The organism is Bacillus sp. V59.32b (assembly GCF_003429085.1).
GTDB lineage: Bacteria > Bacillota > Bacilli > Bacillales > DSM-1321 > Peribacillus.
This window is the reverse complement of sequence record NZ_QVTC01000014.1, coordinates 1-19,007: the sequence shown is the minus strand read 5'-3', so window position 1 is coordinate 19,007 and position 19,007 is coordinate 1. Positions and strand designations below refer to the sequence as shown.

At 43.8% G+C, this 19,007-nt stretch carries 17 protein-coding genes; all 17 read right to left on the bottom strand.

The genetic code is table 11. The annotated features are described in order from the left end of the window. Window positions 1-69 precede the first annotated feature (69 nt). The 17 genes from D0463_RS03690 to D0463_RS03610 all read right to left on the bottom strand — a co-directional run bounded on the left by D0463_RS03690 (window position 70) and on the right by D0463_RS03610 (window position 18,720). On the bottom strand, window positions 70-318 hold the full coding sequence (locus D0463_RS03690; protein WP_117305210.1) for a YlmC/YmxH family sporulation protein: 249 nt from the start codon (window positions 316-318) through the stop codon (window positions 70-72). A 161-nt stretch (window positions 319-479) separates the two neighbouring features. Continuing rightward, on the bottom strand, window positions 480-1,259 hold the full coding sequence (sigG, locus tag D0463_RS03685) for an RNA polymerase sporulation sigma factor SigG (RefSeq protein WP_117305208.1): 780 nt from the start codon (window positions 1,257-1,259) through the stop codon (window positions 480-482). Window positions 1,260-1,412: 153 nt separating this feature from the next. Then, entirely contained in the window at window positions 1,413-2,132 is a 720-nt protein-coding gene (gene sigE, locus D0463_RS03680; RefSeq protein WP_117305206.1) for an RNA polymerase sporulation sigma factor SigE, read from the bottom strand. A gap of 57 nt (window positions 2,133-2,189) precedes the next feature. Next, window positions 2,190-3,119 (bottom strand): sigma-E processing peptidase SpoIIGA, encoded by a 930-nt coding sequence (spoIIGA, locus tag D0463_RS03675; protein WP_160118357.1) that lies wholly within the window; start codon window positions 3,117-3,119, stop codon window positions 2,190-2,192. 484 nt (window positions 3,120-3,603) lie between these two features. Then, entirely contained in the window at window positions 3,604-4,740 is a 1,137-nt protein-coding gene (gene ftsZ / locus D0463_RS03670; protein ID WP_117305202.1) for a cell division protein FtsZ, read from the bottom strand. Between the two features lie 39 nt (window positions 4,741-4,779). After that, window positions 4,780-6,075, bottom strand: coding sequence for a cell division protein FtsA (ftsA, locus tag D0463_RS03665; RefSeq protein WP_117305200.1), 1,296 nt, complete (start codon window positions 6,073-6,075; stop codon window positions 4,780-4,782). Between the two features lie 221 nt (window positions 6,076-6,296). Then, entirely contained in the window at window positions 6,297-6,659 is a 363-nt protein-coding gene (locus tag D0463_RS03660) for a small basic family protein (RefSeq protein WP_117305198.1), read from the bottom strand. Continuing rightward, complete coding sequence (locus tag D0463_RS03655) at window positions 6,659-7,378, bottom strand: DUF881 domain-containing protein (RefSeq protein ID WP_117305196.1); 720 nt, start codon at window positions 7,376-7,378, stop codon at window positions 6,659-6,661. The genes D0463_RS03660 and D0463_RS03655 overlap by 1 nt, the downstream gene beginning before the upstream one ends. A gap of 208 nt (window positions 7,379-7,586) precedes the next feature. Continuing rightward, window positions 7,587-8,288 (bottom strand): DUF881 domain-containing protein, encoded by a 702-nt coding sequence (locus D0463_RS03650; protein WP_117305194.1) that lies wholly within the window; start codon window positions 8,286-8,288, stop codon window positions 7,587-7,589. Further along, window positions 8,272-9,069, bottom strand: coding sequence for a cell division protein FtsQ/DivIB (locus D0463_RS03645; RefSeq protein ID WP_117305192.1), 798 nt, complete (start codon window positions 9,067-9,069; stop codon window positions 8,272-8,274). Before D0463_RS03645 ends, D0463_RS03650 begins: the two co-directional genes overlap by 17 nt. A gap of 151 nt (window positions 9,070-9,220) precedes the next feature. Next, a complete protein-coding gene (gene murB, locus D0463_RS03640) occupies window positions 9,221-10,129 on the bottom strand; it encodes a UDP-N-acetylmuramate dehydrogenase (RefSeq protein ID WP_117305190.1) in 909 nt (302 codons plus the stop codon). A 62-nt stretch (window positions 10,130-10,191) separates the two neighbouring features. Then, window positions 10,192-11,289 (bottom strand): undecaprenyldiphospho-muramoylpentapeptide beta-N-acetylglucosaminyltransferase, encoded by a 1,098-nt coding sequence (gene murG, locus D0463_RS03635; protein WP_117305188.1) that lies wholly within the window; start codon window positions 11,287-11,289, stop codon window positions 10,192-10,194. A gap of 186 nt (window positions 11,290-11,475) precedes the next feature. After that, window positions 11,476-12,576, bottom strand: a complete 1,101-nt coding sequence (spoVE, locus tag D0463_RS03630) for a stage V sporulation protein E (RefSeq protein ID WP_117305186.1) — start codon at window positions 12,574-12,576, stop codon at window positions 11,476-11,478. Between the two features lie 159 nt (window positions 12,577-12,735). After that, entirely contained in the window at window positions 12,736-14,088 is a 1,353-nt protein-coding gene (murD, locus tag D0463_RS03625; RefSeq protein ID WP_117305183.1) for a UDP-N-acetylmuramoyl-L-alanine--D-glutamate ligase, read from the bottom strand. Beyond that, window positions 14,089-15,066: a phospho-N-acetylmuramoyl-pentapeptide-transferase gene (mraY, locus tag D0463_RS03620; protein WP_117305181.1), complete on the bottom strand. Its 978-nt coding sequence runs from the start codon at window positions 15,064-15,066 to the stop codon at window positions 14,089-14,091. A gap of 160 nt (window positions 15,067-15,226) precedes the next feature. Continuing rightward, window positions 15,227-16,690 (bottom strand): UDP-N-acetylmuramoyl-L-alanyl-D-glutamate--2,6-diaminopimelate ligase, encoded by a 1,464-nt coding sequence (locus D0463_RS03615; protein ID WP_117305178.1) that lies wholly within the window; start codon window positions 16,688-16,690, stop codon window positions 15,227-15,229. A gap of 107 nt (window positions 16,691-16,797) precedes the next feature. Further along, the gene (locus D0463_RS03610; RefSeq protein WP_117305176.1) at window positions 16,798-18,720 is read right to left on the bottom strand and encodes a stage V sporulation protein D; all 1,923 of its coding nucleotides are present in this window, start codon (window positions 18,718-18,720) and stop codon (window positions 16,798-16,800) included. Between the last annotated feature and the right edge of the window lie 287 nt (window positions 18,721-19,007).

The window sequence follows — 19,007 nt, the reverse complement described above, 5'->3', positions numbered from 1 at the left end:
TCCGCTCCGTGACTCTGTTCACTTCCCACCAGGTTTTTACTTAGATCAGTGGCAATGATAGATTACCTGTCAATACTTATTAGGGGTATTGTAATCTACCAGTATGACATCAGCTCCTATTTTTTTGATTCTGTGCCAGGGGATGATAATATCCGCTTCCTTGCTGAAAATCCCCATAAGCTTGCTGCCATCCGATACGATAATGGCTTCAATCGCCCCTGTTGATAAATTTATATCTAGATCCGCCAGGCTCCCGAGCTTCTTTCCATCCGAAACATTGACGATATCCTTGACCTGAAATTCCGAAATTTTGAGCAATGCTATCCACTCCCTTTATCATCTTATTTATGTATATGAAGACCGGCTTGTAAGCATGTAGTATGGCACTTATAAAAAACTGACGTCTAAAATGCGGCTGGGCGTCTTAAGGTCCCCCTAATTGAACGGGACCTGACCCCAAAGCATTTTAAACGTCAGTTTTACTGTTGAATGTTTTTATTCATTTGTCGTATTGCCGCTTTCTCCAGACGAGACACCTGTGCCTGTGAAATGCCGATTTCTTCGGCCACCTCCATCTGGGTTTTCCCTTGGAAAAATCTTTTTCGCAGAATCATTTTTTCTCGTTCATTCAATCGCCTCATGCCTTCATTAAGCGCAATTTCATCAATCCACTGGCTGTCGCGATTTTTCTCATCACTTAATTGGTCCAGTACATAAATCGGATCGCCGCCATCATTATAAATCGGCTCAAATAAGGAAACGGGATCCTGGATGGCATCAAGGGCAAAAACAATTTCTTCGTGTGTAACATCCAATACTTTCGCGATTTCTTCCGCGGTTGGTTCCCTTGATGTCTGGCTCATCAGCCTCTCTTTAACCTGCAATGCCTTATAGGCAATATCTCGCAAAGAACGGGAAACTCTTATCGGGTTATTGTCACGCAAATATCTTCTGATTTCACCGATAATCATCGGTACAGCATATGTAGAGAATTTTACATTTTGACCTAAATCGAAGTTATCAATCGATTTCATTAAGCCTATACAACCGACCTGAAATAAGTCATCCACAAACTCTCCACGGTTATTAAAACGCTGAATTACGCTCAATACAAGCCTGAGATTTCCGTTTACCAGTTTTTCTCTTGCTAACGTTTCGCCGTCCTGCATTTCTTTAAAGAGCTTTCTCATTTCATCATTTTTTAAAACCGGTAATTTTGATGTATCCACACCACAAATTTCAACTTTGTTTCGAGACAAAATATTCCCTCCTTACAGGAGCTGCTGTACAAAAAACAGTATCTCCTCGGGAGGGAAAAATATGCATATGCTGAAACCGTAATATTTTGCGAAAACAGGATGAATTATTGTACAAGCATTGATATGATTTGATTCTAAGGCAAGGAAATTTTTTTAGACCATTTTATTAAATTCTTTCCTTAACCTTTTAATGATCCTTTTTTCCAGTCTCGAAATATACGACTGGGAGATGCCGAGCATGTCAGCCACATCTTTCTGGGTCTTTTCTTCCCCGCCGGTAAGCCCGAACCTGAGTTCCATGATTTGCTTTTCACGATCACTCAGCTGGGTGAGCGCCTTTGTCAGGAGCTTGCGGTCCACATTCGCTTCAAGATCCTTTGTAATGATGTCTTCTTCGGTACCCAGCACATCTGATAGAAGCAGCTCATTTCCATCCCAGTCAATATTAAGCGGCTCATCAAACGAGACCTCTGAACGGATTTTATTGTTTCTGCGCAAGTACATGAGAATTTCGTTTTCAATACATCTTGAAGCATATGTAGCTAGCTTGATTTTCTTCTCGGGATTGAATGTATTTACCGCTTTTATTAACCCGATCGTTCCTATGCTTATTAAGTCCTCAATATTAATGCCGGTGTTTTCAAATTTTCTGGCGATATATACGACCAGCCGCAGATTGCGTTCAATAAGGATGGAACGTGCCGCTTCATCGCCCTTCGGAAGCTTATTGATTAGCAGTTCCTCTTCGTCCTTGGAAAGCGGTGGCGGCAATGCTTCACTCCCGCCGATGTAGAAAACTTCATCTGATTTCAACCCGAGTCTGATTAATAATTTATACCAATAATATGTGAAACGGAGCCGTAATTTTTTCAAAAGGATTCTCCCTTCTAATTTTCTAGATTTGGAGTATAGATTTAGTAACGCATGATTTTATGATGCATTTTGGTCCGGAATGCCTGTTACCATTTTCGGATGGACGATGCATTGATACGACTGATCTGAAGACAACTTTTGGACAGTAAATGATATTAACCCTTTGTGGACATGGTATTCTTTTCCGTTGTGGTGAATGTTAATCCAATCCGGTTTAAAGGCGATTAACAGTTGATGATCGTTTCCAACGACTTTGCTCGGGATGATCCTCATTCTTTCTGACCAGGTGTAATCAAATGAATCTTGGTGCTGCAAGAGAACGTCGGGATCGTGGATAAGCTCAAGCACGTCGTTTGGAATGCCTGTCTTTTCAGTGCCTTCTAATGACATAATCATGACCGTAGAGCGGTTCAAGGGATCATACAACTGATTGCCACTGTCAATCAAGCCATCCACACTGCACTCAAAGCCTTCCATTTTCACATATACCCTTGCCATTTGATCAAAGGTTATATTGGTCATTTCCATACTGCCAAAGGCGCGTTTTGAGAATTGCCATGCAAGCGGAAAACCGAACATGACGAATATCCAGCTCACAGGATCTCCAAACCTGTTGATGCCGGCACCCATTCCCGGACGCAGCGTATGGATATTAAATTGGAATAAATAATGAAGGCCAAGCAATATTCCTCCGGACAAAAAAGTAACCAAATAAAGCGAAGCGAGATTTTTCAAAAAAACCTTCAATCTGATAAATCCAAAAACAGCAACTATCATGAATACGGAAAAGCTGAGCTTCATGTATAGGTTATCAACCAAGTAATGGTATGGAGTAAAGGCAAGCACTACAATCGAGGAGCCTATCAGCCCTCCAAAAATAATCCTCCAGGCCGCCGCTCTTCTCTTTAATATAATCGCGGTCCAATATAAGAGGAGGCAATCAAATAACCAATTCAACAGCCAGATAACATCTAAGTATAATGTCAAGCACTCCCCTCCCTGAAACTCTTCTATCTGCTATTTTCAAAAGTATATCGTACATCCCCGATGTAAGGTGTCACTTTTTGTATTGGAAACCTAAGAGTTTTTTAATAATTTGTTCAAACTTTGTAGAAAAATATTTATAAAGGGTTTAGATAAAAATGTAAAGAAAACTCGTCGATTGACGAGCCGTAAGGCGGAGATTAGACGTAGCCCGGGTCCACAGGACAAGGAATTCTACGACAGCGATGCATCACTAGCGCAGGATGCGCTGGCGTCGGTGTAAGACATAAGGACGCGGCAGCTTTTAGCCGACGTTCCGCTGTTCCTTGACAGCTTTTCGAGGATGTGGGTCACACAGGCGAAGATATATGGATGTGGCGCACTTAGTCTGTGATTCTGCTTTATGCAGAAAGGAAAGTTTATACTTTCCTTGTTGCCAAAAAAAAGACGCCCTAAAAATAGGACAGCTTTCATTATACGTATTCCGTTAACGGCGCCTGTTACGATTGCGAAGAAATGCCGGAATATCTAGCGCATCTTCAGCCTGGTTCGTATTATTATTACGTACCGGCTCGTTTGTTTCTTCGCGCTTCATTTCGCGTTTTACCGGTTGAGCCGCAGGCCTGGTTTGGCCAAATGCCGGACGGTTTGTTTGGCGGGGATTGACTTCAGCTTCGTTAAAACCGGTAGCAATGACCGTGACTACGATCTCATCCTTCAGGTTTTCATTAATGACAGACCCGAATATCATATTTACGTCCTGGTCTGAAGCACTTGCGACGATATCAGCCGCCTCCTGGACTTCAAACAGGCTCAGATTGGTACCGCCCGTAATATTCATCAGGACACCCTGTGCACCGTCGATGGATGTTTCCAGCAACGGACTTGAAACAGCTTTTTTGGCTGCTTCGGTAGCGCGGTTTTCACCAGTGGAAACACCGATACCCATTAACGCTGATCCTTTGCTTGACATAATCGTTTTCACATCAGCGAAATCAAGATTGATTAACCCCGGAGTGGCGATCAAGTCAGAAATACCCTGGACACCCTGACGGAGAACATTATCAGCTTCACGGAATGCTTCAAGCATTGGTGTGCTTTTGTCGACAATTTCAAGAAGACGGTCATTCGGGATGACGATTAATGTATCAACGGCTTCTTTCATGGAAGAAATGCCACCCTGTGCCTGTGTGGCACGTTTACGACCTTCAAATGTAAATGGACGCGTAACGACCCCAACTGTCAGTGCACCTAAGTCTCTCGCAATCTCTGCAATGACTGGTGCAGCTCCTGTCCCTGTACCGCCTCCCATACCGGCAGTCACGAACACCATGTCGGCACCGCGAAGCGCTTCCTCGATTTGTTCTTTGCTTTCTTCAGCAGCCTTTTTACCGACTTCAGGATTAGCACCTGCTCCAAGACCACGGGTCAGTTTACCGCCAATTTGCATTTTAATTTCAGCTTTTGATAGATTAAGAGCCTGGGCATCCGTATTGACAGAAATAAATTCCACACCCTGAACACCATGCTCAATCATACGATTTACCGCGTTATTGCCGCCACCGCCGACGCCAATGACTTTTATTGTAGCTAATTGATCTAAATTAGAATCAAACTCTAACATGATAATCCTCCTATTTGATGAATTCCTGGCTTGTATTGCTTACTCAAAAAAATAGCCGATTATTTTCTTGAATTTAGAATCACCTTTGTCAGCCTGGTTTTTCTCAGAACGCTCCTTTGGCTGAGGAGCTGATTTTTGACTTCTCGTTTCGGTGTTATCGTATATGGCAGGGGTCCTGACTTCAGATTCACCAGTTTTTTTCATGGTTCTCTCTTTTTTGAAGGCATGTTTTATCAGCCCTACAGCCGTTGTATATTGAGGCTCACGCACACCGATATAATTCGGTTCAGCAGCTCTCACCCTGTTTTGGAACACATACTGGGCAAGTTCAAGAACACCAGGCATCTTCACGACACCACCGGTCAAGACAAAGCCGCTCGGCACGTCCCGGTAGCCCAATCTTTCCAATTCATCTTGAATGATTTCAAAAATTTCGGTTAGACGGGCTTCGACAATTTCCGAAATCATCAGTTGATTGCATGGCTGCTGCTGATCGCTGCCGATGATCGGAATATTGAAGACATCATCCTCTGAGGCATCATCATAGAAAGCATGTCCATGTTTGATTTTAATTTTTTCAGCATCCTCCATAGTAGTGCGAAGAACGATGGAGAGGTCCTTCGTTACCGTTTCACCGCCTATCGGGATAACAGAGGTATACTTCATATGCCCTTCTTCGAAGATTGCTAAAGTAGTAGAACCTCCACCAATATCAATAAGGGCTACACCCAATTCCTTTTCATCCTTAGAAAGAACCAGAGAACCTGCGGCAAGAGGCTGTAAAGCTATATCAGTAATTTCAAGCCCTGCCCGTTCAACACAACGCAGAGTATTATGTAATAATGTCCGCAGTCCTGTTATTAAAATCCCTCTCATTTCAAGACGGACCCCAATCATACCTCTCGGATCATTAATTTCGTCCAATTCATCCACTTTGTAATGAATGGGCAAAATACTAATGATTTCCCTGTCAGATGGAATTGTAATTAATTCCGCAGCTTCTTTTACACGCTGTACGTCATGATCCGTAATTTCTTTGTTCTCACTGGATACCGCTACAACACCATGGCAAGGCTGAAGCGTTACGTGGCTTCCGCCGATGCCGACGACTACTTTTTTGATATCCATGCCGATCATTCTTTCAGCCTGTTCCACTGCCTGTTTGATGGAGTGGACTGTTTCATCTATGTCGACGATCGAGCCTTTTTTCAAGCCTTCCGATTTCACATTTCCTACGCCAATTATGTTTAATGTGTCATTGACCATTTCCCCAATGATAACTTTTACACTGGATGTACCGATGTCAAGACTTACGTTTATCTCATTGTTGTTCATTCCATGGCACCTCCTTCTGAATAGAACAAATTTGTTTCTTAAACTCATGATTATGCCAGAAAAAACCTATTGTATATAGAATAGTATACTACTTTACAAATTACCACTGGAAATACAGGATCCCTCATTAAACAGAAACTTTTGTAAGGTATTGATAGTAAAATCGCGCAGGTAACACGTTTTTAATCTTTTACCTATTCGTCATGCATGGGTTTATCCCTTTAATTTTTTCCAGTTTTTTTGCGAGAATCGGACCACCTGGACAACAGGATTCTTCTGATCACCGCTATGTTTTGGAACAGCCTGACACCAAATGCAAATACAGCGGCTAAATACAAGTCTACACCAAGATGTACGCCCAGAAAAGCTAAACTTGCAGCAAGGATAATATTAAAGAAAAATCCGGATACAAATACCCATTCATCATAAATATCCTGCAAATGAGCCCTGATTCCGCCAAAAAGGGTATCCAAAGCGGCAAGCACAGCAATTGAGAGGTAATTGGCGTATTCTTCGGGTATTTTCAAGTCTGTGAGCAAGCCAAGCAGGACACCTATTAGAAGTCCGAAAATAGGAAGCCACATTATGATTCTCCCCCATTTCCTTCAATAGGTTCCATTTCCTTAACTCTTATCGTGTCACCATAAGCGGGAATGGTGACTTCCAGAGGGTTTGATATGATGACATTCAAATTATCCACAAAAAAATGATCGACCGATTCGGAGACTTGGATGCGATTCTTCAGTTCTTTGGCATCTGGAGCGATGACCTTTATTTCAACCGGGTAATCATCAAGCGAAAATCCGTCAACTTTTGTCTCTCCATTAACATCACGAATCACCGTTGTATTAATGACTCTTTGCCCATTTATGGAAATATGCTCTGCTTTATACATATTTAGCTCGTTCAGCAATCTCTTTAATAAATGTGGTGAGATATTTTTCGATCGTTCACCAAGCAACAGACTCTCCTTGGAAGGTTCTATTGTCAGAATGATTCCTTCAGAACGAATATCAGTAAGTCCTGCTTCCCTTTTTAGTTCGGCCAGCGTTTCCCTGAGGACTTCTTCCTTGCCCAGACTTCGTTCAGTTTGATATTTTGCCAGTTTTTCTTCATGAGCGCCAATTTCCTTGATCAATTGAGATTGTTTCTGCTGCTCCTGCAATAAATCTCTCCGAAGCTCCCATGTATCCCTCGTATCACGGACTTCAGGATTCTTATGGGATTGAAATTGAATGGCAAGCATAAATCCGATAATAACAGCTATAAAAGTAAAAGCAAAATTATTTATTCTCTTCAACATTCCCACCAATCTTTCTAATCAGAGGAAGCGCCCTGCAAGTGAGGATGAACGACTAAGGACGCCACATCGTGTGGCAAACGCCAAGGTCAGCCACATCCTGAGCTAGTTCGAGGGGGTGGGCGCTGGCCGGCTAAGATCGCCACGTCCTGTGGCAGCGTCAGCGCGGTTCACATCCTGTACGTGGCACTATTACATCAGTCCAGAGGGTCTAGCTTCCCACAGTCGGATCCAGAATCATGTTATCCTGCCTCTCAAGCTTGAACACAATATTGTCGTTCACTAGCTGGTCCTTTACTCCACCAGACAGATTTAGAGCAGCCGCCAATACGTCCGGGCTACCAATTGCCGAGATGATGAACGGAGCTGGATGTTGTCTGCCATCAACAGTGATAACCGGACCATCACAGACAATGTAAGAATTGTGCTTCAATCGTTGGCCATTAATCGCTACCGCTGTCGCGCCGGATATGTAAAGTTCATTTACAACGTTAAATACATGCTGTTCATGGACTATATAGCTGTTCGGATTTTCAGTTGCCTCATCCGCTGCACCATCTTCGAGAGTTACTTCCACACCCTTGCCTTTCACTTTTACCTTCCCAAGGAAGAGCCGATACTTCTCCGTATCTTCAGCTAGGTTAAAAAACACCCTGGCTTCCTGTGAAAGTTCTTTTTCGATTGCCGTTATATCCGACTGTTTTTGAATCAATTCTTTTTGCAATTCTCGGTTTTTCTCTTCCTGCTCGATCAGCTCTGCCCTGAGCTGATATTCTCGATCCCATCCTTTATTTTCTGCGTCCGGCTTGTTGTTTTCCCTTTGCGTCAAATTAAACGAAAAGGCAACCATGAACCCTAGCACTAAACAAACAAGAGATAGAATCACCTGCTTCCCTTTAACTTTCATCGGCATTTTTCTTCGTTTCCTTATCGTTTTTTGTATCAGGTGAATCATAAGCCTTGAAATAAGAACCTACTTCAAGATTGATGACCCCTTTGACATTGGGATCCAACTGACTGATTATCGCCGGATAATGCACAAGCTTCTCCGATAAAGTCCTGCTTGTTGCGCTTACCTCAAAACCGTCATTCATATATAAAGTTATTTGATAGTTGTCGGTTTTTATAGGTGCCTCGTGTATTTCGGAAATAGAATTCAAAATCTCCTGCGGCAGCTTGCCCAATTCCCCAAGAAGCTGATTAAGCTCTTGACCTTTTGAGAATCCGACCAAAACGGGGGCATAAACAGGGATTTCTCCTTTCTGCAGAGGCTCCAGAACCTCACCATTTTCCAAAACAGGCTGAAAACGACCTTCTTTCACGACGTAGGCGAGCCGGTCTCTTTCTGTTATCGTAAGGACGACAGAATTTGGGATTCTTCTTTTTATAGCGACCTGTTTGATTTCTGGATTCGTTTTTACTTGTCTACTGACTTGCTTTTTATCAATCTGCCATATATTCGTATCGTTTGTTAACCCGCTTAGCTTGACAACCTGCTCGGAAGAGATATAACGGTTACCTTCAACGTCAATTGTCCGAATGTCGCTGAGCGGTGAGAGAAAATACATCACACACGCAATCAACACGAAGAACAAAGAAAGCAGCAGTATCATTCGTCGGTTCGCTTTTCTTTTTCTTAATTCTTTAAGCTTGGGGATGCGATCCTCAATGGAAACGATTTTCCCTTTCTCCATCCCTGTTCACCTCTTCCTGAAAAACAAATGGACACCTAATCTACTGTTGATAAGCAGCCTGTCCATATAAAAAGCGATGTGTCCTGAAAGCAGGACAAATCTTTTCCAGGATATTATATCAAAAATTCGGATCCATAAGTACGGTTACTGGCTATTTCCGTCCAATAATTTCAACTTCAGTTTCCATTTCGACGCCGTATTTATCATATACGGTATCCTTCACATGCTGTATTAAAGCCAAGACATCTTCCGCCCTGCCGTTTCCTGCGTTAACAATAAAGTTTCCATGCATTTCGGAAATCTTCGCCCCTCCGATGGAATGCCCCCTTAACCCGGCTTCCTGAACGAGCTTGCCCGCATGATTTGGCAGCGGATTTCTAAAAATGCTTCCTGCACACGGAAGATTGTATGGCTGGGTTTCTTTACGGTAGTTCTTGTTGTTCTGCATTCTCTCGACAATTTCTTCGCGATTGCCGGAATGTAAGCCGAAAACGGCAACGACCACAATTCCTGGCCGTTTTTTCTGTAGGACCGAAGTTCGGTAGGAAAACTCCATTTCCTCTTTTGTCAACCATTCTAGGCTTCCGTCTTCAAATAAAACATAAGCTTTTTTTAATATATTGGAGATATCGGAGCCGTGGGCACCTGCATTCATATAAACGGCACCGCCAACCGATCCCGGGATACCGCTCGCGAACTCAAGTCCCGCCAGTCCTTTTTTACTGATTTGTACAGACAAGCTTACGAGGGAGAATCCAGCTCCGACTGTTATCTCCGTGTCATTTATCTCAAGATCATCCAGACCTTTTCCAAGCTTAATGACGGCCCCTTCAATCCCCATGTCTGATACAAGAAGATTGGAGCCTCTCCCAATAACCGTCCACTTAAGCTCAAATTCCTTAAGAATATCCATTGTTTTCTCAAGATTTTCAATCGAGGATGGCTCAATGAAAAGATCAGCCGGTCCTCCAATTTTCATCGTTGTATGGTTGGCGAGTGCTTCATCTTCAAGTACTCTTCCTACCTGTAAGTTCTTCAGTTTTTCAACTGCCTCTTTCATGATAATCCTCCCATTATATGACTGAATAAAATGTTCCTTACATTGTATGCTTTCACTATGGATCAGTTCTTTTTAGAAATGTCCGTGATCACTTGATACAGCCTGTCAGCTGCATCCGGCAGACCGAGGTCTTTTGCTGCCTGTTTCATCGATTCAAGCTTCTTCTTGTCAGTTATGATGGAATCGATCGTGCTGATCAGCTTGCAGCCGGTCAGTTCCTTTTCGAGTACAAGCTCTGCTGCGCCGTGGTCGCTTAGGGAGCGGGCGTTCTTTTCCTGATGATTATTCGTCACATACGGACTCGGAATTAAAATACTTGGTATCCCGAGCACCGTCAGTTCGGCAAGTGTCGTCGCGCCCGCGCGGGTTACCGCTAAATCAACTCCCGATAAAATTTCCGGCATATTACTCAAATATGGCTTAATCATCACATTTTCCGGGTTTCCAATCAGTTGAATTTCCCTTGAGATCTGATCAAAGTGAACCTCACCAGTCACATACAAAACCTGATACGTTTTCCCTCTAAGCTCTGACATAACCTTTAAGACGGCTTCATTAATCGGCCTCGCACCGCGGCTTCCCCCAAAGATTAACACCGTGGGAATCGATGGATTTAAGCCGAGCTTTTTTAATCCTGTTTTGCCTTCGAAATGGAGCATCTCTGACGCGCGAGGATTTCCTGTCAGGACGGTCTTATTTTCCGGGAAAAATTGCTTTGCTTCTTCAAAACAAATCGCTACCTTATCAACATATCTGCTCAAAAATTTATTAGTCAGTCCAGGTATGCTGTTCTGTTCATGGACGATGCATGGAATGCCGAGTTTTGCCGCAGCATAAACGACAGGTCCGCAGACGTATCCCCCTGTTCCAATGACAACATCAGCCTTAAATTCCTTCAGCATTTTTTTACTGTCACGAACACCCTTAAGAAATCTCGTGACCGTTTTCACGTTTTCGAAAGACAGTTTACGTTTGAAACCGGTAATATGTATGGATTTAAACGGGATTTTTTCTCTAGTAACAATATCCTTCTCGAGGCCGTTTTCTGTACCAATATATAGGAATGAACTGTTTTTATCCTTATTTTTGATTTCCCGTATGAGCGCGAGAGCCGGATAAATATGTCCTCCTGTGCCTCCGCCGCTAACAACAATCTTCATGTTTAGTCACCCCAACATCGTTCTGTATAAAAAGAGAAAAAAGTAAAGCCCTGTGACGCTTTACCCTCTATATACTATAGTCTAAACAACGGGCAATGCCAACCATTACTTCGCTTTTCTGATGAAAGGATTTTGGAAAATTGATAAAAAACTCCTCTATCAAGTAGAGGAGTTTGCCGACGTATCTTAAAATCTTGAATACCTGCTTATATTCAATAACACCCCTATTGCCATGAGCATGAGCGTCAAGGACGATCCGCCGTAGCTTAAAAAGGGAAGGGTGATTCCGGTAACAGGCATCAGTCCTGTGACGACCCCGATATTAATCATCACTTGAATCGCAACCATTGCAATGATCCCCACCGCCAGGAAACTCCCGTACAAATCAGGTGCACCTAAAGCAATCCGGATTCCTCGCCATAAAAGCAATGCAAACAACAAGATTACAAGTGAGCCGCCAATAAATCCAAGCTCCTCGGATAAAATCGCAAATATGAAATCTGTCTGCGGTTCAGGCAGGTAGAAAAACTTCTGCCTGCTTTGGCCAAGTCCTAGTCCAAACAGGCCTCCGGGACCGATCGCGAATAGTGATTGAATGATTTGGAACCCACTGTTCTGCGGATCCTGCCAAGGGTCAAGGAACGAGGTAATCCGCTGGATCCGGTAAGGCGCAGAGAGAATCAATCCTACAAAACCGGCTACCCCTAAAAGCCCAAGTCCCGCAAAGTGCCAAATCCGGGCACCGGATATAAAAATCATCACGATGCAGGTGCCGACCATAACCGTCCCTGTCCCTAAATCAGGCTGAAGCATGATCATGCCGAACGCCAGAAAAACAAGCGATAGCGAAGGCAGCAGGCCTTTCTTGAAAGAGGTAATCAGTTTTTGGCGCTCTGAAAGATATTTTGCAAGGAACACAATCATCGCAATTTTCATGAACTCAGAGGGCTGAATCGAAAATGCCCCTACCCCAATCCAGCTTCGCGATCCATTCCGTTCCAAACCGATACCGGGAATCAATACAGCCACCAGCAGGATAAAACAGACAATAACTAAAACCTTTGCCCACGTTCTCCATGTCCAATAATCGATATTCATAATAAAAAACATTGCAGCAATCCCGACACCTGCAAAAAGCATTTGCCTTTTTGCAAAAAAGAAGGAATCACTGAATTTATAATCTGCCCATATAGCACTGGCACTGTACACCATGATCAGTCCAATAGACAGCAGCGTTAATGTGACAATAATCAGGATCAGATCGGGATGGGATTTTTTTAATGGCACAGAAATACACCTCTAGCAAGATATTAGAGCCGTATGAGCCTCGGACCTAAGAGTCCGTACCTGCGAAAAAAAAGCGATAAACCTTCTTATCGCTTTTTTTCTGAGGTGTCGAAGATGGAAGAAAAGTTCTTCCTTATGCAAAGCTCGATGGGCAAGCCCTTATTTCAGTTTATGCACCGCTGCCATAAACATGTCCCCTCTGATTTCAAAACTTTTATACTGGTCCCAGCTTGCACAAGCCGGGGAGAGGAGAATACAGTCGCCATCTTCAGACAATTCGAAAGCAGCCGGTACAGCACTTTCTACATTATCGACACGTTTTATATTTGTTATTCCCGATTCTTTTGCTACACGTTCTAATTTTTCGGCTGTTTGTCCAAAAGTGACAAGCGCCCTGACATTTTTTAGATAAGGCTTTAAATCATCAAACTCATTGCCGCGGTCGAGTCCCCCTGCAAGGAGGATGATCGGCTCACTAAAAGAAGAGAGAGCCATCGACGCCGCTAAAATGTTCGTTGCCTTTGAATCGTTATAAAATTTTCGATTATCAATCGTAGCCACATATTGTGTCCGATGGGTAACGCCGCGGAAGCTGCTTAACACTTTTTGAATCGCGTCATTGGATACTCCCTTTAGCTTACTGACAGATAGTGCAGCCAAAATATTTTCTAAGTTATGCTTCCCAGGCAGGACGATGTCGGATATCCGGGCGATTTTTTCGCCCTGGAAGAAAAGAAAGCCATCATCTGCATAGGCTCCATTTTCGTATTTTTTACTAGCTGAAAATGGTACTAATTGGGCGTTCGAGCGTTCGGCCATTCCGGAAACTTCTTTCTGGTCGCCATTATAGACAAAAAACTGCTTGTCTGTCTGATTTTTGGTTATATTCTCCTTCGCCCCGGCATATTCATCCTTCGAACTATGATAGTCAAGGTGAGCGTCAAATAAATTTGTCATCACGGCAATTTCCGGCTGGAATTCTTCTATGCCCATAAGCTGGAAGGAAGAAAGCTCGATTACGATCGTATTTTCCGCCTCAGCCTCCTCTGCCACACCGGAAGCGACCGTGCCTATGTTACCGGCGATTAGCGGCAGCTTTCCTCCCTCTTTTAACATTTCATAAATCAAAGTCGTCGTCGTTGTTTTTCCGTTCGTGCCGGTAATTCCGACGAAGGGCGCCTCGCTGATTTGATAGGCAAGCTCCACCTCAGTAATAACGGTGATCCCCTTCTCCATCGCTCCTTTAACAAGTGGGTTTGTATAGGGAATGCCGGGGTTTTTTACGATTAATTCGAAGCCCTCATCGAGCAGTTCAATAGGATGGCTTCCGCATATGACTTTAATGCCCTGTTCAAGCAATCCTTGGGCCTCTGGATTTTCAGAAAGAGGCTTCATATCATTCACAGTGACAAAGGCGCCGAGCTTATGCAAAAGTGAAGCTGCCGTGACACCGCTTTTTGCCAATCCCAAAACGAGTATTTTTTTTCTTAAATATTTATCAGTCTGTTTCAATTATAACCACACCTCTAAGTAGATTCCGAGTATTGCCGCAAGCAGGCCTACAAACCAAAAGGTCACGACCACTCTCCATTCAGACCAGCCGACAAGCTCATAATGATGATGCAAAGGACTCATCTTGAAAATCCGCTTTCCTCTTAATTTGAAAGAAGCGACTTGCAGGATGACGGACAGCGTTTCGATGACAAACACAAGCCCGATGATGACAAGCATAAGCTCAAGTTTTGTTAGTAAAGCAATCGTTGCGATTGCCCCTCCGAGCGCAAGCGAGCCTGTATCCCCCATAAATACCTTTGCAGGATGGGCATTAAAAACTAAAAAGCCAAGCACCGCTCCCACGACTGCAACTGAAAAGATGGCTACGTCATATTGCGACTGGTTCCAGGCAAGCACCGCATACGCACCAAACGCGATAGCCGCTGTCCCTGAAACAAGCCCGTCCAACCCATCCGTCAGATTTACGGCATTCGAAAAACCGACAAGCCAAAAAATGATCACAAGCACATAGAACCAACCGACATTTAACGACAAATCGGTTCCTGGAATCGAAATATTCGGCACGAAATCATCCGTTTGTCTGTAAACAAAATAAAAAATGACCGCTATGATAATCTGGCCGATTAACTTCTGGCGCGAAGTCAAGCCCAGGTTTCTTTTCATGACCACTTTGATAAAATCATCAAGAAATCCGAGGCATCCGAAACCGAGTGTGACAAAGAGAAGAAGATAGGTTTTCACGGATGGCTCCGAAAACTTAAAAGTCATGACCAATGTCGCCAATGTGATGGACAAGAGGATGACAATGCCACCCATTGTCGGTGTACCGGTCTTCTTTTGATGTGATTCAGGGCCTTCCTCGCGAATGCTTTGCCCAAATTTCAGTCTTCTTAGAAACGGGATAAATATAGGAGAGAGAAGAACCGTTATTAGAAACCCCATTAGTATTGTATAAAAAATCACCTGCTCCAACATGCCTTACTCCCTCATTCCTGACGCAATTAAGCTATTCATAATATTCATGTGTATTTCATCACTTTCATGATATGTTATCGTTGTTTTTTTCAGAATGCAATTGTTAGATTTATTGATAATCATTCTTGACACTCGCCGCTTTCTTTCAATTGTTCATAAATTATTTATTGGCTGCAATCGCTGCTTTTGCTTCCATTCTATCATCAAAATCGAGAACCTCAGTGCCGATGAGTTGATAGGTTTCATGACCCTTACCGGCAATGACGATTACATCCCCCGCCTTTGCTTTTGAAACAGCAAATTGTATCGCTTCTTTTCTGTCTGGGATAACCATATAGGATTTGCCTTCGATTCCTTTTTCCATGTCCCGAAGAATCTCGTGCGGGTCTTCGCTTCGTGGGTTATCTGAAGTGAAAATGGGGTCCGTCGCCAAATCACAGGCTATTTTCGCCATGATCGGCCGTTTTGTTTTATCGCGGTCCCCACCACAGCCGATAATCACAAAGATCCTCTTCTCGGCAAATTCTCCAACCGTCTTCAACACATTTTCAAGGCTGTCAGGGGTATGGGCATAATCAACAATGACCGAAAAATCCTGTCCGGCTTGGACAAGTTCAAACCTTCCCGACACTCCTTCAACCTCTTCGATCGAAGCAAGTATTTGATCGAGGCCAACTCCCGCGCACATCGCAGCTCCCAGTGCAGCCAATACGTTATAAACGCTGAATTTCCCAACGAGCTTTAATGTAACCTTTCTTGTTGCCTGAGGGGTCACAAGCAAAAATTCGGTACCCTTGGATGTAATGTTGATGTTTTTGGCCCTAATATCTGCGTCCTTATCAATCCCGTATGTCAACACGTGAGCTGCGGTCCATTTTTTGTAATCCTCAGTCGCTTCGTCATCGGCGTTTAATACGGCAAATTTCGGATTTCCTTCGATAAAGACATTGCCAAGCTGGGAAAAAAACAAGGACTTCGCATACTTATAGCGTTCCATCGTTCCGTGGAAGTCCAGATGGTCCTGGGTAAGATTCGTAAACACGGCAATGTTAAAATCGCATCCATGTATCCTTCCAAGTTCAAGGGCATGTGACGAGACCTCCATAATCGCCGTTTCCACACTGCTTTCTTCCATTTCATGAAAGACCTTCTGTAGCGTTGCACTGTCCGGGGTCGTGTTCCGCGTATTGTAGATTTTCTCTCCCACTTTTGTATACATCGTACCGATCAATCCGGTTTTTTGGTTGGCGTCATGAAAGATTTTTTCTAGTAAATGACTTGTTGTCGTTTTGCCGTTCGTTCCCGTTATCCCGATCAGTCGGAGCTTTTGGGTCGGATGGCCGTATAAGGCATCCGCAAGCACAGCCATCGCCCGTTGTGTATCCTTCACGACGATTACCGGCACCGACAGAGACATCTCCCTTTCAGCCAAGACGGCGACAGCGCCTCCTTTGACAGCGCGGGCGGCATAATCATGGCCGTCTACTGTGTAGCCCTTGATGCAAATAAATAAACTTCCTTCTTTCACTTGTCGATTATCATGTTCGATGGATGTGATATCCGGGTTGTCTCCTGTATATTCGGAGAATGAGTGCAAGTAAGAAAGTAAAGTGTGAAGCTTCATTTTTTCCATTCCTCTCAAGCCTGACTTGAGGCATTCGTAATTTTTCATTCAGTAAAGAAAGCGGCTGAAAGTATCCAGCCGCTTTTCTGCCATTTATTATTTTATACTTATTCTGTGCTTTCGCCAAGATATATTCTTATAGTTGAGCCTACTTTTACCTTCACTCCCGGTTCGGGTGCCTGTTTTACCACTTTCTCTCCCTGTCCGGCGACATCGAGCCTTAAATCGATCAGCTGTGTTTGTAAATCTTTCCTGGTCATCCCAACAAGCTCAGGCACTTCCACCATAATCGGGTCTCCGTATTTTTTTTCTTTTTCTATCTGATCTTTCCGCGGCTGAACTTTTAGCGCCCGCAAAGCATCTTCCATGATTTTACCGACAATCGGTGCTGAAACAGTGCTTCCGAATTGTCTGACACCTTTCGGATTATCTACAGCTACATAAACGACAATTTCCGGCTTATCAGCAGGGGCAAAGCCGACGAAAGAGACAATATGATTATTTTCCAAATAGCGGCCACCCTGCGCTTTTTGAGCCGTACCTGTTTTGCCTCCGACACGGTACGATTCAACAAAAGCGCCCCGCCCACTGCCTTTGGCAACTACAGATTCCAATGCGCCGCGGATTTGCTTTGACGTTTCTTCTGAAATGACATTCCTTTTTGGTTGCGGTGTTTTCCGCATGACGACTTCGCCCGTTACGGGATCAACGAGTTCCTTGGCGACAAATGGTGTATATAGCGTACCTCCATTGACCGCGGCGGAAACGGCTGCGACCTGCTGGATCGGAGTAACGGAAACACCTTGTCCGAAAGCAGTCGTTGCTTGCTCGACTGGACCGACCCGATCCATTTTGAACATGATTCCTGTACTTTCGCCTTGCAGGTCGATGCCTGTTTTTTGTCCAAAACCAAAATCTTTAATATATTTAAAAAGGGTATCTTTCCCCAATCGATTGCCCAATTCCACAAATCCCGGGTTGCAGGAATTTTCGACAACTTCCAAAAAGGATTGCGAGCCATGTCCGCCTCTTTTCCAGCAATGGAGCGTGGAGCCTCCTACCTTGACATGCCCTGAATCATAGAAATGGTCGTCTAGCAAATTTACCTTTTTTTCCTCAAGAGCAGCGGCCAAAGTAATGATTTTAAAGGTGGATCCAGGCTCATAGGTGCTCCATACCGGTAAATTCCGGTTATAGATTTCCTGCGGTACATTCCTGAAGTTCGCCGGATCAAAAGAAGGCTTGCTTGACATCGCGAGGATTTCCCCGTTATTAGGGTTCATGGCAATGGCAACGATGCCATCCGGTTTATAGATCTCCTCCGCGATTTCAAGCTCTCTTTCTATGATTGTCTGAATTTTATTATCAATCGTAAGATTTAGATTCAAGCCATTTTTCGGCGGTTTGTAATCATCCGCCATGTTTTCCATCCGCTTTCCCTTGGCGTCTGAATAGAATTTAACATACCCCTTTTCCCCTTTTAATTCCTCATCATAGGAAAGCTCAATTCCTGTAAGCCCCTGGTTGTCCACTCCGGCAAAGCCGAGAACATGGGACAGATAGGCTCCAAAAGGGTAATGGCGTTTGGAATCCTCGGCAATGTATATGCCTTTTAAACCAAGTGCCTTGATTTCTTTGGCTTTTTCATGAGAAATCTTTCTTCCTTTGGAAAGGCGGATATACATCTCACCTTTTGTAATCTCTTTATAAGCCGTTTCTTTAGGCATGTCCAGAATACCGGCAAGCTTCCCGGCAGTCTCGGCAGGATCTTCTACTTGCCTGGGAACGACATAAACAGTCGGCGCGGAAACATTCGTGGCAAGCGGGACGCCGTTGCGGTCAAGAATTTCTCCCCGCTGAGGCTCAAACGGAATATCACGGCTCCATGATTCCTTTGCTTGTCCAGTGAGCCATTCTCCTAAATAAAGCTGAACAATTCCCAGACGGATATCAATGATAAGAAATATGCCCAAGCCTACCAATAACGCTATCAACAGCCTCTTTCTGACCGTTACATTAGAAACGCGCAAAAAAAGCACCTACCTCCATTTCAGCTTGTTTAACTATATGCTCGTCCGAACCTAACTAGAACCTTGTAACAAAACTCAGCGATTGGCAGTCTTTTAACGGAAAATTCAATATTGTAGCGAGTTTTTTGCTGATTGAAGTAGATTGATGAGGTTTATAGGAGCATTTTCATTCTGTTGCCGGGCCGATTTTTGTTGCCGGAATTTTCATTTTGTTGCAGTTTTTTTCATTTTTGTTGCCGGAACAGGGACTTTCGTTGCCGGAATATAGTTTTTGTTGCCTGCCCCTG

Bases quoted from the DNA above. Each gene is read 5' to 3' on its own strand.
- ftsZ (WP_117305202.1), bottom strand. From the start codon at position 4,740: ATGTTAGAGTTTGATTCTAATTTAGATCAATTAGCTACAATAAAAGTC.
- ftsA (WP_117305200.1), bottom strand. From the start codon at position 6,075: ATGAACAACAATGAGATAAACGTAAGTCTTGACATCGGTACATCCAGT.
- D0463_RS03660 (WP_117305198.1), bottom strand. From the start codon at position 6,659: ATGTGGCTTCCTATTTTCGGACTTCTAATAGGTGTCCTGCTTGGCTTG.
- D0463_RS03655 (WP_117305196.1), bottom strand. From the start codon at position 7,378: ATGTTGAAGAGAATAAATAATTTTGCTTTTACTTTTATAGCTGTTATT.
- D0463_RS03650 (WP_117305194.1), bottom strand. From the start codon at position 8,288: ATGCCGATGAAAGTTAAAGGGAAGCAGGTGATTCTATCTCTTGTTTGT.
- D0463_RS03645 (WP_117305192.1), bottom strand. From the start codon at position 9,069: ATGGAGAAAGGGAAAATCGTTTCCATTGAGGATCGCATCCCCAAGCTT.
- murB (WP_117305190.1), bottom strand. From the start codon at position 10,129: ATGAAAGAGGCAGTTGAAAAACTGAAGAACTTACAGGTAGGAAGAGTA.
- murG (WP_117305188.1), bottom strand. From the start codon at position 11,289: ATGAAGATTGTTGTTAGCGGCGGAGGCACAGGAGGACATATTTATCCG.
- mraY (WP_117305181.1), bottom strand. From the start codon at position 15,066: ATGTTGGAGCAGGTGATTTTTTATACAATACTAATGGGGTTTCTAATA.
- D0463_RS03615 (WP_117305178.1), bottom strand. From the start codon at position 16,690: ATGAAGCTTCACACTTTACTTTCTTACTTGCACTCATTCTCCGAATAT.